This is a genomic window from Mesobacillus maritimus (genome assembly GCF_044803185.1).
In the GTDB taxonomy this organism is placed as follows: Bacteria; Bacillota; Bacilli; order Bacillales; family Cytobacillaceae; genus Mesobacillus_B; species Mesobacillus_B maritimus_B.
In genome coordinates this window covers 5,183,424-5,199,973 of the sequence record NZ_CP085225.1, presented here as the reverse complement: position 1 = coordinate 5,199,973, position 16,550 = coordinate 5,183,424, and the positions used below count along the sequence as shown (strand labels likewise).

General features: G+C 42.7%; 15 protein-coding genes and 1 pseudogene. 8 read left to right on the top strand and 8 right to left on the bottom strand.

Features of this window, described 5'->3' with window-relative positions; all coding sequences use genetic code 11:
• Window positions 1-16 precede the first annotated feature (16 nt).
• On the top strand, window positions 17-1,387 hold the full coding sequence (locus LG336_RS25025) for an MFS transporter (RefSeq protein ID WP_404330184.1): 1,371 nt from the start codon (window positions 17-19) through the stop codon (window positions 1,385-1,387).
• 283 nt (window positions 1,388-1,670) lie between these two features.
• On the opposite strand, the gene sda is transcribed toward LG336_RS25025, so the two are convergent.
• The 4 genes from sda to LG336_RS25005 form a co-directional block, all read right to left on the bottom strand.
• Window positions 1,671-1,829 (bottom strand): sporulation histidine kinase inhibitor Sda, encoded by a 159-nt coding sequence (gene sda / locus LG336_RS25020; RefSeq protein ID WP_404330183.1) that lies wholly within the window; start codon window positions 1,827-1,829, stop codon window positions 1,671-1,673.
• A 140-nt stretch (window positions 1,830-1,969) separates the two neighbouring features.
• Window positions 1,970-2,656, bottom strand: coding sequence for an ABC transporter ATP-binding protein (locus tag LG336_RS25015; protein ID WP_404330182.1), 687 nt, complete (start codon window positions 2,654-2,656; stop codon window positions 1,970-1,972).
• Window positions 2,657-2,659: 3 nt separating this feature from the next.
• Entirely contained in the window at window positions 2,660-3,706 is a 1,047-nt protein-coding gene (locus LG336_RS25010; RefSeq protein WP_404330181.1) for an ABC transporter permease, read from the bottom strand.
• A gap of 93 nt (window positions 3,707-3,799) precedes the next feature.
• A complete protein-coding gene (locus LG336_RS25005; RefSeq protein WP_404330180.1) occupies window positions 3,800-4,693 on the bottom strand; it encodes a MerR family transcriptional regulator in 894 nt (297 codons plus the stop codon).
• Between the two features lie 576 nt (window positions 4,694-5,269).
• Between LG336_RS25005 and LG336_RS25000 the strand changes: the two genes are divergently transcribed.
• Window positions 5,270-5,830, top strand: a complete 561-nt coding sequence (locus LG336_RS25000; RefSeq protein WP_404330179.1) for a hypothetical protein — start codon at window positions 5,270-5,272, stop codon at window positions 5,828-5,830.
• A 60-nt stretch (window positions 5,831-5,890) separates the two neighbouring features.
• Here LG336_RS25000 and LG336_RS24995 read toward each other — a convergent pair whose 3' ends face one another.
• Complete coding sequence (locus tag LG336_RS24995) at window positions 5,891-7,297, bottom strand: PQQ-dependent sugar dehydrogenase (RefSeq protein WP_404330178.1); 1,407 nt, start codon at window positions 7,295-7,297, stop codon at window positions 5,891-5,893.
• 263 nt (window positions 7,298-7,560) lie between these two features.
• Complete coding sequence (locus LG336_RS24990; RefSeq protein ID WP_404330177.1) at window positions 7,561-8,397, bottom strand: ketose-bisphosphate aldolase; 837 nt, start codon at window positions 8,395-8,397, stop codon at window positions 7,561-7,563.
• A gap of 187 nt (window positions 8,398-8,584) precedes the next feature.
• Between LG336_RS24990 and LG336_RS24985 the strand changes: the two genes are divergently transcribed.
• The 4 genes from LG336_RS24985 (at window position 8,585) to LG336_RS24970 (ending at window position 13,578) form a co-directional block, all read left to right on the top strand.
• Window positions 8,585-9,433: a MurR/RpiR family transcriptional regulator gene (locus LG336_RS24985; protein WP_404330176.1), complete on the top strand. Its 849-nt coding sequence runs from the start codon at window positions 8,585-8,587 to the stop codon at window positions 9,431-9,433.
• A 305-nt stretch (window positions 9,434-9,738) separates the two neighbouring features.
• Window positions 9,739-11,103 (top strand): GntP family permease, encoded by a 1,365-nt coding sequence (locus tag LG336_RS24980; RefSeq protein WP_404330175.1) that lies wholly within the window; start codon window positions 9,739-9,741, stop codon window positions 11,101-11,103.
• Window positions 11,104-11,252: 149 nt separating this feature from the next.
• The gene (garR, locus tag LG336_RS24975; protein WP_404330174.1) at window positions 11,253-12,152 is read left to right on the top strand and encodes a 2-hydroxy-3-oxopropionate reductase; all 900 of its coding nucleotides are present in this window, start codon (window positions 11,253-11,255) and stop codon (window positions 12,150-12,152) included.
• Window position 12,153: 1 nt separating this feature from the next.
• Window positions 12,154-13,578 carry a four-carbon acid sugar kinase family protein gene (locus LG336_RS24970; protein WP_404330173.1) on the top strand — a complete coding sequence of 475 codons (1,425 nt, stop codon included), beginning with the start codon at window positions 12,154-12,156 and terminating at the stop codon, window positions 13,576-13,578.
• A 288-nt stretch (window positions 13,579-13,866) separates the two neighbouring features.
• On the opposite strand, the pseudogene LG336_RS24965 reads toward LG336_RS24970, so the two are convergent.
• A pseudogene (locus LG336_RS24965) lies at window positions 13,867-14,022 on the bottom strand (glucose dehydrogenase); the annotation flags it as partial.
• Window positions 14,023-14,482: 460 nt separating this feature from the next.
• On the opposite strand from LG336_RS24965, the gene LG336_RS24960 reads away from it, so the two are divergent.
• Both LG336_RS24960 and LG336_RS24955 read left to right on the top strand, forming a co-directional pair.
• Window positions 14,483-14,887, top strand: a complete 405-nt coding sequence (locus LG336_RS24960; protein ID WP_404330172.1) for a VOC family protein — start codon at window positions 14,483-14,485, stop codon at window positions 14,885-14,887.
• Window positions 14,888-15,171: 284 nt separating this feature from the next.
• On the top strand, window positions 15,172-15,579 hold the full coding sequence (locus LG336_RS24955; RefSeq protein WP_404330171.1) for a hypothetical protein: 408 nt from the start codon (window positions 15,172-15,174) through the stop codon (window positions 15,577-15,579).
• 329 nt (window positions 15,580-15,908) lie between these two features.
• Here the strand turns inward: LG336_RS24955 and LG336_RS24950 are convergent, their stop codons facing one another.
• A complete protein-coding gene (locus LG336_RS24950) occupies window positions 15,909-16,121 on the bottom strand; it encodes a Fur-regulated basic protein FbpA (protein WP_404330170.1) in 213 nt (70 codons plus the stop codon).
• Window positions 16,122-16,550: the final 429 nt, after the last annotated feature.

Genomic DNA, 16,550 nt, shown 5'->3' with positions numbered 1-16,550 from the left:
GGTAAGGAGGAAGCCAATGCGTGTTGTTCAAACCTCTCAGGTGATCGCGGATAGTAAGTTTAATAGATTCCATCTAGTAGTTTTTCTATGGTGCTTTTACGCCATTGCTTTTGATGGGTATGATATTGCCCTGTACGGCATCGGGTTGCCGATGATGATGGAGGATTTTCATTTAACTGTTGTAGAAGCGGGTGCTATTGGCAGTTATACGCTGATTGGGATGATGCTTGGTTCCTTTCTGCTTGGTTCGCTTGCCGATGTTATTGGTCGCAAAAGAATCTTAGCCATTTGCATGGGGATATTCAGTGTCTTTTCCCTTTTAGCTGGGCTCGCACCAAATGCGCTCACTTTTACGATTATGCGTTTTATTGCCGCTCTGGGAATGGGTGGCTTAATGCCAGCTGTCATTGCGGTAATGACCGAATATTCGCCTAAAAAAAACCGGGCGCTGATTGTCGCGGCCATGTATACCGGCTACTCCATCGGGGCAATCCTGGCTTCACTCATAGGAATGTACCTAATGGAAAGCCTGGGATGGAGATTTTTATATTGGATCGGGATTATCCCGCTCTTTACTCTGCCGTTTTTCCTAAAATACTTCCCAGAATCGCTGTCTTTTCACATTCTCCGGAATCAAGGTGAAAAGATTGCTGGGATCCTGAACAAAATCAATCCTAAAGGGAATTATCAGGCAACAGACGATTTTGAATATGCTAGTGTGAAGGAGAACACAAAAGGCTTTCCTGCCAAAAAACTGTTTTCCGACAATCGTGCCGTCAGTACGCTGGCATTTTGGGCAGTCGTGTTCAGCTGTCTTTTAATGATCTATGGCCTCAATACATGGCTTCCTAAAATCATGCAGGGCTCAGGATATGGGATCTCTTCCAGTTTATCTTTTAGTTTAGTACTGGGGGTTGGCCAAATTGGCGGTTCATTGCTAGGGGGGTACTTGGTGGAACGATTGGGGCATCGAAAAGTGCTTATGTACATGTTTCTAATCGGAGCTTTCTGCTTTGTGTCTTTAAGTGTAACGACCAATGCGCTGTTGTTGTACGTATTAATCGCCATCGGCGGTGCCTGCACCGGCGGTACGCAAAACCTCGTGAATCCATATATTTCGGAATTTTACCCGCGGGAAATCCGCACAACAGGCCTTAGTGTAACAGTCGGCATCGGTCGAATCGGAGCGATCATGGCTCCTCTCATCATCGGCCTCCTACTGGCAACCAAACTCGCGCCACAACAGGCATTCATGGCATTCGCCATTCCCAGCATGATCGGCGGACTAGCCCTTCTCCTCGTTCAAGAGAAACATGGAAGTTTCGACAGAGTAGGGACAGAGGGACAGGCACCTAGTCCCAAAAAGGGCCAAATCAATTATTCCTAGGAGGCGGGAACAGGCACTGTGTCCCAGGCCCAAGCAAAGGGGTGGATCCTGGTTGAGCCTCTGGCTCACCACCGCTATATATTAGTGGGTGCTGGCGTAATCGGGGTGGGACAGAGGGACAGGCACCGTGTCCCAAGACCAAGCAGGGGAGGGGTCCTAGTTGAACATTGGCCCACCACCGTTATATAGTAGCGGGTGCTGGCGTAAACGTGGGGGAAACCCCCGCTTGTCATGTCGTAGTGAAACTAACAAAAAAAGGAAGCACAATCGCTGTGCTTCCTTCTTATTTCGACACAAATGTAAGTTCACGACGCTCCAGTGAAAATTCAATTCTTCTCCGTTTTAACTCAGTGGCTAATAACTTGAGGAAGTCCTCTTCTAAGTTCATCTCTACTGCTTTCTTGTAGGCGTTGAGCAATTCATGGTCTTTTAGAAGTAACATCCATTCCCTCCTAAATTTTTTAGCCATCCCCTCTGTTAAAAAAATTCCCTAAATGCCTGCAAATTTCTAAGGTGCCCTCTGCAAATCTAGCATCTTTCTATTCCTCTATTCCCTTTGTATATACAAGCCAAACGTTGTTTTTATGATGGTAAGCTTGCCATTTCTTCTTGTAATCTTCCATCAGTAATGCGGTACACCTTGTCGCAATAATCAATCAGGCGGGTATCGTGGGTGACGACAATGGTTGTTTTATTGTTATCCGTGGTTACTTTTCGCAGCATTTCCATCACTTCAAAGGCACGGTCAGAATCGAGCGAAGCGGTCGGTTCATCTGCTAAAATAATGCTTGGATCGGTATACAAAGCTTTGGCAATAGCAACGCGCTGGCGCTGTCCACCAGACAACTCGGATGGGAAGCTAGTCATCAAATCTTGGATGCCCAAAGAATGATAGACTTGTTCCCGCTTTTCAGGTGAGAGATTGTTCTTTTTAACTTGATCCAGTAAGTGCATTTGTTGCTTAACGGATAAAAACGGAACGAGATTAGAAGATTGAAGCACAAAGCCGATTTCCTCTAGGCGGATTTTGGCACGCTGTTTCTCTTTTAAGCGAGTAATGTCTTTTCCGTTAATGATGACTTCTCCGTTACTAGGTGCTTGAAGACCACCGGCAATCGTTAAAAAGGTACTTTTCCCTGAACCGGAGGGACCGATAATCGCAATCAGCTCTCCAGCTTCTCCGGTAAAATTCGTTGGTTTTAATGCTTCGATTTCGGTCTTTCCTGAAGGGAAAACCTTATTGATGTTCTTAAGTTGAATCAATGCCATGGTTTAACCTCCTATCGCTTTTAAAGGATCAATTTTTACAATCGTTTGGACCGAGAATAATGCCCCTAGCACGGAAACGGCGACGAGCACCATTCCATAAACGAATAGATCAAGATAGTTAAACGCGACAGGAACAGCAGCTGGTAAAAAGAAACCAGTTGTAATGGTCAGCACAAGGCCAATGATGACCCCAGCTAAAGCTAATAAAAAGGTCTGTGCGACGACCGATTTGGCCAGATAGCCGCTTGAAATTCCCTGCGCCTTCATCACTCCGAAAATACTAATCTTCTGGATGGTTAAAACATATAGGAAGATGGCTAGAATGACAGCGGAAATGATAAACAAGAAATAAATCATAAACGTTAAAGTCAAGCTCTGTTCGGAGTACCCAGGCATGTTTTCAATAAAGCTTTGCGTCGGAATGACTTGCAGTTCCTCATTAACGGTCACGTCCTGGATGTTATCAGTGCGGATGACAAAGCCATTCACTGTATCATTCATACGTAACTGTTTTAACGTTTCAAGACTTCCGTATAATACAGGTGCGGCGTTGAACTTAGCATCCTCGGTAAAACCGGTAATCGTCAACGTTTCGTCTGTTGCTGATAGCTGTAATTCATCGCCAATTTGGAACCCTTCCTCTTTTAATGAATCATCGGCAATCACTTCCCCAGTAGCTGTAAAAGCTGTGCCTTCGGTGACGTCGGGCATAATAAATTCCTCTTCTTTGATCCCGAAAATAGAAACATTGGACTTCAGTTCTCCAGAGGTGGCAATGGCATTCATTTGCCCTAAGACAGCATATTCGTCGGCGCCTTGACCGTCATAATCTTCCAGTTTCAAGCTCGATTGCGGGAGATTGACATCCGATTCCTCTGTTAAAATAATCCCGTCTGCATCCCATTTCACAACAGCTTCTTTATTCAAGTTTTCTAACCCATTTGCCAATCCTGATAAAAAGAATACTAGGTACGAAACTAAGGTTAATACTCCGATAATCAACATAAACCGGAGTTTATTGTTTTTAATTTCATTCCAAGCCAGAAACATGGATTCACTTCCTTAGTTATTTGTATAATTATTGTATAATTAATATATAACTTTTGTGGATTTGAGGCAAACAAAAGAACCTAGTTCATCCAACTAGGTTCTGCTTAAAACAGGAGACAATGTTTGTAGCCAATTTTGATCGGTAGGGGAGATGTCCCACCTTGGTGGGGTGGCTTTGCTTTCATTTAAGGCCAATCCGCCCACGATAAATTTCAGGTTTGGATTTTCAGCTGTTAATGTTTCTATATATTGAGAAATGATCTTTTCATCGCTCTCACGGGAGGTTGAGATGGCAACAATCTCGATCTCTTTTTCATTAATCAAGTCACTGAGTCCGTCGAGCGGTGTATCTGCGCCGATATAACAGACCGGATAATTTTGCTCACGTAATGACAAGGTGAAAAGGATTAAACCAAGTTGATGGTGTTCTCCTTCAGGGCAGATTGCCATCACGTTTGGCAAGTTGTCGGATGTGCGGAACAAATGAAAAAACGTCATCGCTCGCTGTAAAATCAGATTGCTAATCATATGTTCTTTGGCAACGTGCAGCTCGCCTTTTTCCCAAGCATCGCCAACTCTGTACATGAGCGGGACAATAATCGAGAAAAACACTGTCTTATAATGAAATTGTGAAAAATAGAGATCTAATAAAAAATTGCATTGATTGCCGTCCATCATCCTTACTGCTCGAAACAACTCGTTAATTTGGGTTTCGAATTGTTGGTCCTGTTCAAGTCCAGCCTGTTTACCAGGCAAAGATTCTTCGCTCTTCTTCGACTGTAGCATTTTCACAGCCTGACTAACGGCAATCCCATTTTCCTGAACTTGTTTTTTTAACCATTTTAAGTCCTTTACTTGAGCTTCAGTATAGACCCGGTGACCCGACTCCGTTCGCTCCGGAACAACAGCCCTATAACGCTGTTCCCAAGAACGAATCGTCACCGTTGGCATATCCACCATTTTAGAAACAGCCTTAATGTTGTACAATCCCACACCACCTTATACAAAGGTTATATTTTTCTTATATACGTATCGGTATTACTATAACTTAGAAAGAGGTGTGGGACAAGGGGACAGGTTCCTTGTCCCAGGTGTATAGGGAGAAAGTACCGGACAGGTTCAGTTTCTTATTATAGAATAGCAAAACCGGTGAGACAGCCTCACCGGTTATTTTATTAACTTCGGGGTGAAGTCCTGGAAGGCTTGTTATACGAAGTCGTTTTTGATCAAACGTTTGATTAGTAGAGTTTGGGAAAAGTATTCTAGAAGAATGGAGGGACAGGTTCCTTGTCCCAGTTAAGGATAGCTTAAATGTGTGCCTTGCAAGATAATCCGTATCGATACAAAAAGGGATTGGACTGCGTGCACGGTCTCTCAAAACAAAATATCGTTCTATTTCTGATAGATTTGGAATAGGATGTTCTGTTATGCATAAGTTGAAAGATGAAAGGCTTGGGAAGAAAATCGCTTGCCCCGGATTGAAGGGGCACAGAGGGCTCTATTTCAAATTTTTGGCGCAACTGGGACAGTGAACCTGTCCCTGTGTCCCGTTGAGGTGGTCTGGTGTTCTTTTTTAAGCGTGTTTCAGATGATATTCGATTGGCACAAGTTGAGTTTAGTAAGCAGACAAAAGGGAAGAGGCTTGTTTTGGGATCTTTTCTTGCTTGTATGGCTGCTGTTCTTCAAGCGGCCGGTGGTTATTTACCTGGTATTGGCTATTTTATCAGCCCCTTTGCCACATTACCGATTTTAATTAGTGCAATGTTTTCCCCTAGGATGGGAGTGCTTTCTTACTTTCTCACCATCCTATTGCTTTTCATTCTGGTTCCAAGTGAACTATTCATCTTTCCATTTACAACAGGGCTGTTAGGGGTAGGAATCGGGGCTGGTTTTTCTTTTCTTAAAAAGAAGTTAAGCATTATGATAATGGGCGCCAGCCTTTTAACTGTCGGAATCCTAAGTCTCCTATATCTATTCCACTTTCCAGTACTTGGTCCAGCAGTATCTGGGCCTTTTTCGTTCCTAGCTGCAGCAGGTATTTTTGCATTTTCTTTTTTTTATAGTTTGGTATGGATTGAGATTGCTTTATTCTTTTTTAAAAAATTGAAGCCCATTATCACGTAAGGAATCGTTCGTTTTTACTACGGTGTACCTGAAACTGTTCACTGAAATCAATCAATCCCTTCATGGAACCACTTCAAACACCGTACCTTTGTTGAAATCCGTTACTCTCATCGACCCATAAACCCCTAAAAATAACTTTGTTTGATTGAGATTCGCTCCCAAACTAACATAATAGGCGGATTGCGTTCCAAAATCATAATCGGTTTCGATTACATTAAAATCATTTGGTATGCCATTAGGTCTTACCGTGGTATAAGCTAAAGCCCCTCGCTGAGGTTCAGAACCTTTCCTGGCAAGATCGGTAAACAGAACGCTTCCGTTTAGACCGGGGATTCTATTCCCGCTATAGGCTTGCACGCCAGTCAGAGCAGTTCCGGTAAACTTATCAGGTCTGGGGTCGCTATGAAAATAATTAGTTAATGGGTGAAGACGGCTACCTGATAGTGTAACTGCTTCGTTGTAAAATACCACAGTTTTTTCATCCAAATTTGAATTTTCATTGCAGCTATTGACTACCGGGGTTGGAAAATCACCCTCCCATCCTCGCCAGCCAAGGTTAATTAATCCATGTTGAACAAGATTGGAATTCAATGAAGCAGCTTGAACAAGCTGAGTAACAGGTAGTGGGTTATAAAACCCAAATGAGTAAATCGATTCGACCAATGCCTGACCGACATTTCCGGTATATTTTAAATACTGGTGATAAAACTTTTGAAATGAAATTCCCGGGATGTTGCGAACGCCTTTGGCCATGACCGTGAGCGTTTCCTGAATGGCTCTCGGAAGTTCATTAAAACGGGTCACAATCGGTGGCTGAGGGATGGCTGTATTTTTACTGACATCGATTTCAATGATTTTACCAGCGATTTCTAAATCGTTCTGAGCTAAGTTAAATGGATCAAAGCCAGACCCACCATCCCCGGTGGTCACGACCAGTTTTCCCGTCTCAGGTGAAAAGTTTAGACTATTGACCCCGTTATGATTGAAAAAGGGGCGCCTTAAGTTAAGGAGCGTCCGGCGCTTTTGGGGTTGACCATTCGCTTGGACCATCCATTCTTCTACTGTATCAATATGATCATAATCACTTTCTCGGTTTCTCCACTTTAGGTTTAACGTATCAGGATCACACGGGTTCGGCGTGAAATCCTCAGGAAGTGCACCTGGACCTTGTGTTCCGGCTACGGAATAATGAAGGTAAAACAGACTGTTACCATAAAATTCAGGATGAAATGCGAGCCCCAGCAACCCTCGTTCATCATAGCCACCAGAAGCACCAAGCTCTATCACCCGCGAACGAATATCTAAAAAAGTCCTTACACTTCCGTTTCGTATGTAGAAAATTTCCCCCACCTGGGTGGCAACAAATAAGCTTTCCATCGAATCACCCGGAAGGAAAGCCGTTTTAATAACAGTGGGTAAATTAATCATACTCACAACAGGTCGCAAACCAACCTTAACCTTCATCAATCCCCATAACACCCCTTCATACAGGTTTTACAAAAAGGATATGTTTTTTGCAGGTCTATTAGAACGGGACAGGGGCGGCGGGACAGGGGGACAGGCACCCTGTCCCAGAAGAGGGGAAGAGCACAAAAGGGATAAGTGGACTTTTCCTTTGTCCCTACAAGAAAAGACCACGGCTGTGCCGTGGTCTTCTTTGTCATCATTTGGGCTATTCGGGTTGGGTTATGGCCAGGGTGGGACAAGGGACCTGTCCCCTTGTCCCGAAATCAATTATTTTTATAAACCTCAATTATCTTAACCATTCGCTCAGTCATGACTTCCTGTGCTGCTGTCATTAAATTACTAAGGTGAATTTGAGGGTTCGCATTTACTTGTTTCGCGATTTCCTCTACTGCTGCCAGAGAGATTTCGGTATTAACGTTGATTTTACGAATCCCGCGATCAATCGCTTTTAATACTTGATCTTCTGGTGTGCCTGAGCCGCCATGGAGCACAAGCGGAATTTGAATGGCGTCGGCAATCTTCTCTAGCAACTCCAACTGCAGATTGGGTTCCCCTTTGTACATTCCGTGAACGGTTCCAATCGAAGCCGCTAAAAAGTCCACGTTTGTCTCGCGCACGAACCATGCTGCTTCCTCTGGGTCGGTTAGGCGGCCATCGCCTTCTTCTTCGTCTGAAAAGTCGCCTTTTGCCATCGAGCCGATTTCGGCTTCTACAAATACACCCGCAGCGTGAGCAAGTTCAACAACATGCTTCGTCGTCTTTACGTTTTCTTCCATTGGTAAAGCTGAGCCATCATACATAACAGATGAAAATCCACAAGCAATCGCGCGTTTAACCGTTTCCAATTGATAGCTGTGATCAAGATGAAGCGCTACAGGGACAGTGGCCTGACGAGCCGCTTCTAAAGTAAACGCCGCAAATGCTTCAATGTTCATATAATCTTGGTAACGCTCTCCGTAAGCAATGATGACGCCTTTATTTGCTTTTTCGCCTGCAGCAATCGCTGCCTGGACAGTCTCTGCATTGTAACAATTAAAAGCGGCAATCGCGCTATTGGTTTCTTCTGCTGATTGTAGCAATTCTTTCGTTGTAGTAATCATACAAAATTCTCCTTTGTTTTGTGTAAGTAAACTACACTTTATTTTCAATATTATGGGTAAAACTACAAGAAAACAACTGGTTTTTGTCGATTCCTTGTCGAAAATATGTAGTTTATGTGAAAAAACACTTGTGAAAGCGCTACTCATGTAGTAATATTACTACAGAAGCGAGGAGGTGTTGAACCACATGCCAAGTTTTCTTGAACGTGTGAATGATAAAAGTGAAACGTTAACAGCTTCTGAGAAAAAAATCATTGAGCAATTAGAGAAACACGAAAAACCGTTTTTACTATCAATGAATGAACTTTCAAATTTAAGCAATGTTAGTGAGCCCAGTGTCGTCCGCTTGTATCGAAAGTTAGGCTATGCGAGTTACCAAGAACTAAAGGTAGCGCTCGCACAAGAACATGCTGGAAATGTTCCTTCTTTCTCTTCCGACGGGAATGAGATAAAAGAGGCAGACAAAGCAGATGTCGTATTTGAAAAAATCGCTGACCAACTTTCAAGCGCGATGGTGATGACAAAAGACAAGTTGAATGTCGATCAAATGGAAGAGGCTGTGGAAAAAATTGCGAAAGCGGCTAGGCTCTTCTTCTTTGGGCAAGGACTTTCAGGAACGATTGCTGAAGATGGTGCTCATAAATTCATGAGAATTGGCGGGACAACCCTTGCAGTGAAAGATCCTCACTATCAAGCGATTTATGCAAGTCATATGACTGAAGAAGATGTTGTGATTGCGATTTCGCACTCAGGAGAAACCGTTAACATTATTGAGGTCGTAGATATGAGTAAAAAGAGTGGGGCAACATGCATCATTATTACTTCAAATGCCAATACAACGCTCGCTAAAATGGCAGATATCTTATTGCTGACGCAAGCACAAGAAACAGAAAATCGCTCAGATGCGATGATCAGTCGTTTAGTACAACTAGCTCTAATTGATACACTTTATACACGCGTAGAAATTGCCGGTGGAAGCGACATAAAGAAAGCGGTTAATCAGTCACGACTAGCGGTTACACGCATGAAAAAATAAAAACTTTCAATAAAATGGAAGCGCTATAGAGAAAGGCTTTTTGTAAGGATTGTTGTTAAAATTGTAAAAATCTTAAAGCCGATTTTTACTACCTAAAGCCGATTTTAACGCAAGATAAGCTATTTTGTACGTTATAGGAAGTTTGCACGCTCTTTTCTCATAATTTAAAGGCTATTCTGTAGTGAAACAAAGCTTCAACCAACCTAATTTATATTCAAGAGCAACAAAGTTTGAGAAAAGAGCTTAGAGAAAACACATAAAAAATGAAAACGTTATAAAACGTACACTTCGAGGAGGAACACCACATGTTAACAGGAAATGCCCTTATTGTAGGCTTCGTCGTCAGTTTAATCCTGCTTTTTGTTCTTATTATTAAATTCAAGTGGGATGCATTTATATCATTATTAATTATTGCCCTTGGACTTGGCTTGGTTACAAGTATTCCGGCTAAAGAAGTCCCAGGCATTATGGCCGGTGGTTTTGGTAGTACATTAACCGGTGTTGGGATTTTGATTGGACTTGGAATTATCTTTGGTCAATTCCTAGCTTCATCCGGTGCGATTAGTAAAATCGCGAGCGGTATGCTCCATGCCTTTGGGGTAAAAAAGTCACCCTACGCAATGGCTGCTACGTCAATCACCGTTTCGATTCCGGTATTCTTTGACGCAGCGTTCATTATTTTACACAAACTAATTCAAAACTTATCCATAAAAACAAAAATCTCTTTATCTACTTTCGTGACGATTTTAGCCATTGGATTGATTACTGCGCATAGTTTAATCATCCCGACCCCAGGACCATTGGTTGTTGCAGACCAAACAGGTTCAGACATCGGAATTTTCTTCCTTTACGGCTTACTTGTGGCCATTCCTGCTGTACTTGTTGGTGGGGTAATCTATGGGAAGTTTATCGGGAAGAAGATTACAAACGAAGGTCGACTTGATGCTTCCGAAGTCGTTGACCTAGAAGAAGTAAAAGATCCAAACAGAAAAGAAATTTCAACTGGCCTTTCATTTGGAATGTTAGCGCTACCGATTGTATTGATTTTATCAAACACGGTTGTTGGCTTACTATTCAAGGAAAATCCAGACCATATCGTTAACACGTTTTTCTCTACAATCGGAGATAAAAACGTTGCGCTCTTAATCAGTGTCATCGTTGCGATGTTTGTTTTAAAGCCATACATTCAAGAAGATAGTAAAACCATCTTTGCGGATGCATTCAATCAAAGTGGAATGGTTATTTTAATTACAGGTGCTGGTGGAGCGTTCGGGAAAGTGGTTCAAGAAACAGGAATTGGTGATTTAATCATTAACTTAATGCAAGGTTTAAGCATGCCAGCTTTACTTTTAGCATTCTTGTTCGCACAAATCCTTCGTGCATCCCTAGGTTCAGCGACGGTTGCGCTTGTCACAACTTCTGCGATCATGGGGCCGATGGCGGTTGAACTTGGCGTATCACCAGTGTTATTAGGACTAGCGATCTGTGCCGGTGGAATTGGATTATCTTTACCAAACGACTCTGGTTTCTGGGTAGTAAGTAAGTTTGGTCGTTTATCCATGACGGAAACGTTAAAAGTATGGTCGATCGGTGGATTCGCCTCCGGTGTGACAGCGCTCGTAGCTGTGTATATTTTGAGCATGTTTACAGGTATTTTACCAGGATTGTAAAAAGGAAGATTGTTAGAATCATAGGGGCGAGTGGAGAGTATGCCACTCGTGTTCCTTTTTAATTGCTAGATCCGAACAAAGGATTACGGATGGTCATTTGCGAGAATTTTATCAAACTTAGAGACTACTAGAATGGAGATGGAGATTGTATGAAAAAACGTGTTGGATTTATTGGACTTGGAATTATGGGATCACCGATGGTACGCAACCTATTAAAAAATGGGAATGAAGTTACGGTATTCGATTTAAACCAAGCAGCTGTTGATACGTTAGCAAGCGAGGGAGCGAATCCTGCATCGTCCGGGAAAGAAGTCGCACTAGCAAGTGATGTCGTCATCACGATGTTACCTAAAGGCGTGCATGTGCACCAAGCCGTTTTCGGTAAAAATGGAGTGATGGAAGGTGCGCGCGAAGGGTTGGTTGTCATCGACATGAGTTCGGTTTCCCCAGTTGAATCAAAAGAAATGGCTAGCCTTGCTGCTGAAAAAGGCGTTCATTTCCTTGATGCCCCAGTAAGTGGAGGAGAACCAAAAGCAATCGATGGAACGCTTGCGATTATGGTTGGTGGAAATGCAGAAGTGTTTGAAGATGTAAAAGGCGTCTTAGCTGATATGGGCAGTGACATTGTGCTTGTTGGGGAGTCTGGCTGTGGAACAACAGCGAAGCTAGCTAATCAAATCATCGTAAACTTAAATATTGCCGCTGTTTCCGAAGCGCTTGTGCTTGCTGAAAAAGCAGGAATTGATGTCGGGAAAATGTACCAAGCGATCCGTGGTGGATTGGCAGGAAGCACGGTCATGGATGCGAAAATTCCAATGATCATTGACCGCAACTTCAAGGCCGGTGGCCGCGTTGATATCAATATGAAAGATTTGACGAATGTGATGAACACAGCGCATGAACTAGCTGTTCCACTGCCATTATCCGCGCAATTGCTTGAAATCTTCCATAGTTTAAAAGCGGATGGAAAAGAAGCGTTGGATCATGCAAGTATTGTGCAACATTATGAGAAACTAGCAAATGTAGTAGTCGGTGGAAAGGAGCAATAAAATGGCAAAAGCAACTGATCTTTTAGCAAACCTTCAAGACATCAATCGCCAAGAAGTCCAAGCAAACCTAGCAGAAGAGCGAAAGAATTTTACCTATAAAATTGTTGTCCTTGATGATGACCCAACCGGTGTTCAAACCGTTCACGGCGTGTCCGTATACACCGATTGGACAAAAGAAAGCATCGAGCAAGGCTTCCGCGAAGACAAAAGCATTTTCTTCCTATTAACGAATTCGCGTAGTTTTACCGCTAAAGAAACGACTGAAGTCCACCAGGATATCGCACGTCGTGTTCACGAGGTTTCTCAGCAAGAAGGAATTCCGTATGTCATCATTAGCCGTGGGGATTCCACATTGCGTGGGCATTACCCGCTTGAAACGGTAACAATGAAAAATACAATTGAAAGCATTTCTGATGTTTCTTTTGATGGCGAAATCATCATTCCGTTTTTTAAAGAGGGCGGCCGTATAACCATTAACAATGTTCATTATGTTCAATACGGAGAAGAGCTGGTTCCAGCGGGCGAAACGGAATTCGCAAAAGACCGTACTTTCGGTTATAAATCCTCTCATTTAGGCGAATGGGTGGAAGAGAAAACAAATGGGGAATATACAAAAGAAGGTACTACTTACATTCGCTTAGAAGATCTTCGCTCCTTGAATGTTTCAGGGATTAAAGAACAGTTGATGGGTGTTACAAACTTTAATAAAGTGGTTGTCAATGCCGTTGACTATGTCGATGTCGAAGTGTTTGTGACAGCGTTCATTCAAGCAATGAAGGAAGGCAAGACATTTATCTGCCGTAGTGCCGCTGCGCTAACAAAGGTCATCGGTGGTATTGCCGACAAACCGTTGTTAACAAGAGATGAATTGATTACGGAAGAAACGACAAACGGCGGTCTTGTAGCAGTTGGATCACACGTGCAAAAGACAACAGAACAACTATATGCGCTTTTAGATAGCGGACTCGTCACTCCAGTTGAGTTCGATGTTCACTTAGTGTTAGATGATGAGAAGTTCCAAGAGGAAGTGGCCCGTGTTCGCACCACTTGTGAAGAGCTCATCACAGCAGGAAAATCTGTTGTCTATTACACACGTCGTGAGCGCTTAGACTTAGGTGAAGGACGTGCGGAAGAAGAGTTGAAGCTTTCCGTTAAAATTTCGGACGCCGTCACAAGCATCGTCCATGATTTAAAAGTAAAGCCAAAATACATTATTGCTAAAGGTGGAATTACCTCTTCTAGCATCGGTACAGTCGGGTTGTCCGTTAAGCGCGCAGAAGTATCCGGTCAAGTCGCACCAGGTATACCAGTTTGGAAAACAGGCGATGAAAGCAAATTCCCACACACATCCTATGTCGTCTTCCCAGGCAACGTCGGAACAAAAGACACACTAAAAGAAGTCGTAGAAGTATTAGAAGGGAAGTAGTAGAAGGGAAGTAGAAGGGAAGTAGTAGGGGGGCACCATGTCCCGGGTGGGACAGAGGGACAGGCACCTTGTCCCGGAAGAGCACAAGGGGCTAGCGCCCTTTTCTCTTTTTCCCCCTACAAGAAAAGACCACAGCTGTGTGCCGTGGTCTTCTTTGACATAACTGGCGGGGCACATGACTTTTCGGGTTGAGGTTTGGCCGAGGGCCAGAGGTGCAGGCAGTGTTCTAATCCCCCCATTGGAAGGTTAGGTTATCCCTGAAAGTTAGGTGGGACAAGGTGCCTGTCCCCTTGTCCCACCGTTTCGTATGTAGAAAATTTCCCCCACCTGGGTGGCAACAAATAGGCTTTCCACCGAATCCCCCGGAAGGACAGCCGTTTTAATAACCGTGGGTAAATTGATCATGCTCACAACAGGTCGCAAACCAACCTTAACTTTTACCAAACCCCATAACACCCCTTCATACTGGTTTTACAAAAAGGATATGTATTTTGCAGGTCTATTAGAACGGGACAGGGGCGGCGGCGGCACCATAGGCCCCGTCCCAGTCGGGACAGGGGGACAGGTACCTTGTCCCAGGGGTTCCTGTCCCAGTTAAAGATAGCTTGGGTGTGTTGCTCTTGAGAGTAATCCCGTAATCTAGGAAAATTCTCGGTCTTATGGAACTATGATTGTCACCACCCGAGTATTCATAACTCTTTTTTGGGAAGGGTGCCTAGGTTATACACTACCCCGAAAGAGTACACAACAGGATAAGAGATTGATAGGGATTCTTTACGTTTTGAGCGGAGAGGCATTCCCTTATGACCTCCTTCCACTATCAACCTAATTAAGGTTTTATGTTAAGATTTACCTTATATAATCAGGTCGTTTTTTTAATAATTTAAAAAGGAATGAAAATCTAATGAAATTATTGAACATCCACCACATAGCAATTATTTGTTCAGATTACGAGAAATCAAAAGATTTTTATGTGCGAATCCTCGGGCTGACCCCGATTAGGGAGGTTTATCGGGAGGAGAGGGATTCTTACAAGCTTGACTTAGAAGTTAATGGTCAGTACCAGATTGAGTTGTTTTCCTTCCCAAGTCCACCAGTGCGGCCAAGTTATCCTGAGGCAGCGGGCTTAAGGCATTTGGCCTTTGCGGTTGAGAACATAGAGGAGGCGGTGCGTTCTTTATTGGAGCAAGGCGTCGAAGTAGAGGACATCCGTGTCGACCCTTTTACGGATAAACAGTTTACCTTTTTTGCGGACCCAGATGGGTTGCCAATTGAGATTTATGAGAGTCCAGGGACAAAGGGACAGTGACCCAGTTAAAGATAGCCAGAACGTGTTGCTCATGAGAGGATACTTCATGGAATAGGATTGAAGGCATAAGTAGTAGGCTATATTTTAATTATATTGAGAGGTTTGGATGAGAATTATTTTATATAAAAGTAGATAAGATGGAAGGCCCGGCAAGAAAAACAATTGCCGGGAGAGGGGAGTTGCTGGTTTTTTTGGATGTTTGCAGACATAAAACGAACGTAGGTTGGAGGGAGAAGGTAGAAGTCGGAGAGATCTCCTCCTTCTAACAAAGGGAGATTAGCCAAATGAAAAGTTTATTTTTAGGAAAAATGATTAAGGAACAAGAAAATGGGTTTGTAAAATCTATTTTACAAACAACTAACGTCCTTTTATGGGTAGTTGTTCTAGCCACATTGGGTTTCCTAGCTAATCTATTATTAAAGATAAGTACATATGGATTTGATATTGGTTTAAAGAGTACTATTAATACTTTCGAAATGCTATTAAGCCCGTTATTTTCGCCATTATTTTGGACTTCATCCCCTAGAACGACGCTATACTATTTCATCATTAATTTATTCGTCTTTTATCTAATGTTTGGCTTTTCTTTTGGGGTTAGAAATGTATTGCTTAGAGCCTTCTGTTTGGTTCTTGTAACTATAATTATGATAGGTTGGTATTTTGTTTATATATTAAGTAATGCTTCTATTTAGTGGGACAGAGGGACAGGCACCTTGTCTCAAAAGGGATCTAATCGATTATTCCTAGAGGGATAGGGACCGGTGATTCTCTAGGAAACAATCCATATTAATTTTGAGTAAACTCCTTTAAACCGTCAGGGAGGAATAGAGGGGGAACTATGGCTTTTATCCTGTTTTTGAGGATTAACCTTCTCGGTTTAGCTCCAAGTCTTACCTGAAGATAGGGTTGAAGCATCACGAAGCTTTTCAATCCTAGAAACTAAACCGGTTGGTTCCCCAACCGGTTTGCTAATACTTTAGGGTGAGTATCAATTAGCTGTTCTTATTATCAAAAGCAAACTTTAAATAGTAGAGTTGTGATTAAGGTCAGGGGCGGGGCGGGACATGGTGCCTGTCCCTGTGTCCCTTTCCATGTTTTTATACTCTTCTTCTAAATCGGTTAAAGTTAATTCGTATAAATGTTTGTTATTCTTTTTATAAATCCCCGATTGAATCATCTTATTAATCAACTTTTCCCTTTTTACCTGAACCGCATATCGTAGTGTATTGTTCATATTAAGACACCTCTTTTTAAAATATTTATGAGAATCTATTATGTAGAAGTTAGTTTAATAGCTCTGGATTTTTCTCCTACATGCAATTCCTTTCCCTTTACTTTGGTTAGTATAAACAAGCTTATTAGATAAAACTGTCGATTTAAAACGAAAATACGATTCTTAACTAAAACGTTACCTTTTTATTATTAAAGTAAAAAATGAAATATATTAATCCATGAGGGGAACGGGACAGGCACCTTGTCCGAAAGGGATCGAATCGATTGTTTCTAGAGGGACAGGGAGGCCGGTGAGTCCCTATGCAACAACCATCTATTTAATGGGAGTGAACTCCTTTAAACCGCCAGGGAGGAATAGAGGGGAAGCTATGGCTTTTATCCTGTTTTTGATGATTAATCTTTCGCGGTTCCTCGCCTCAAGTCTCGCATG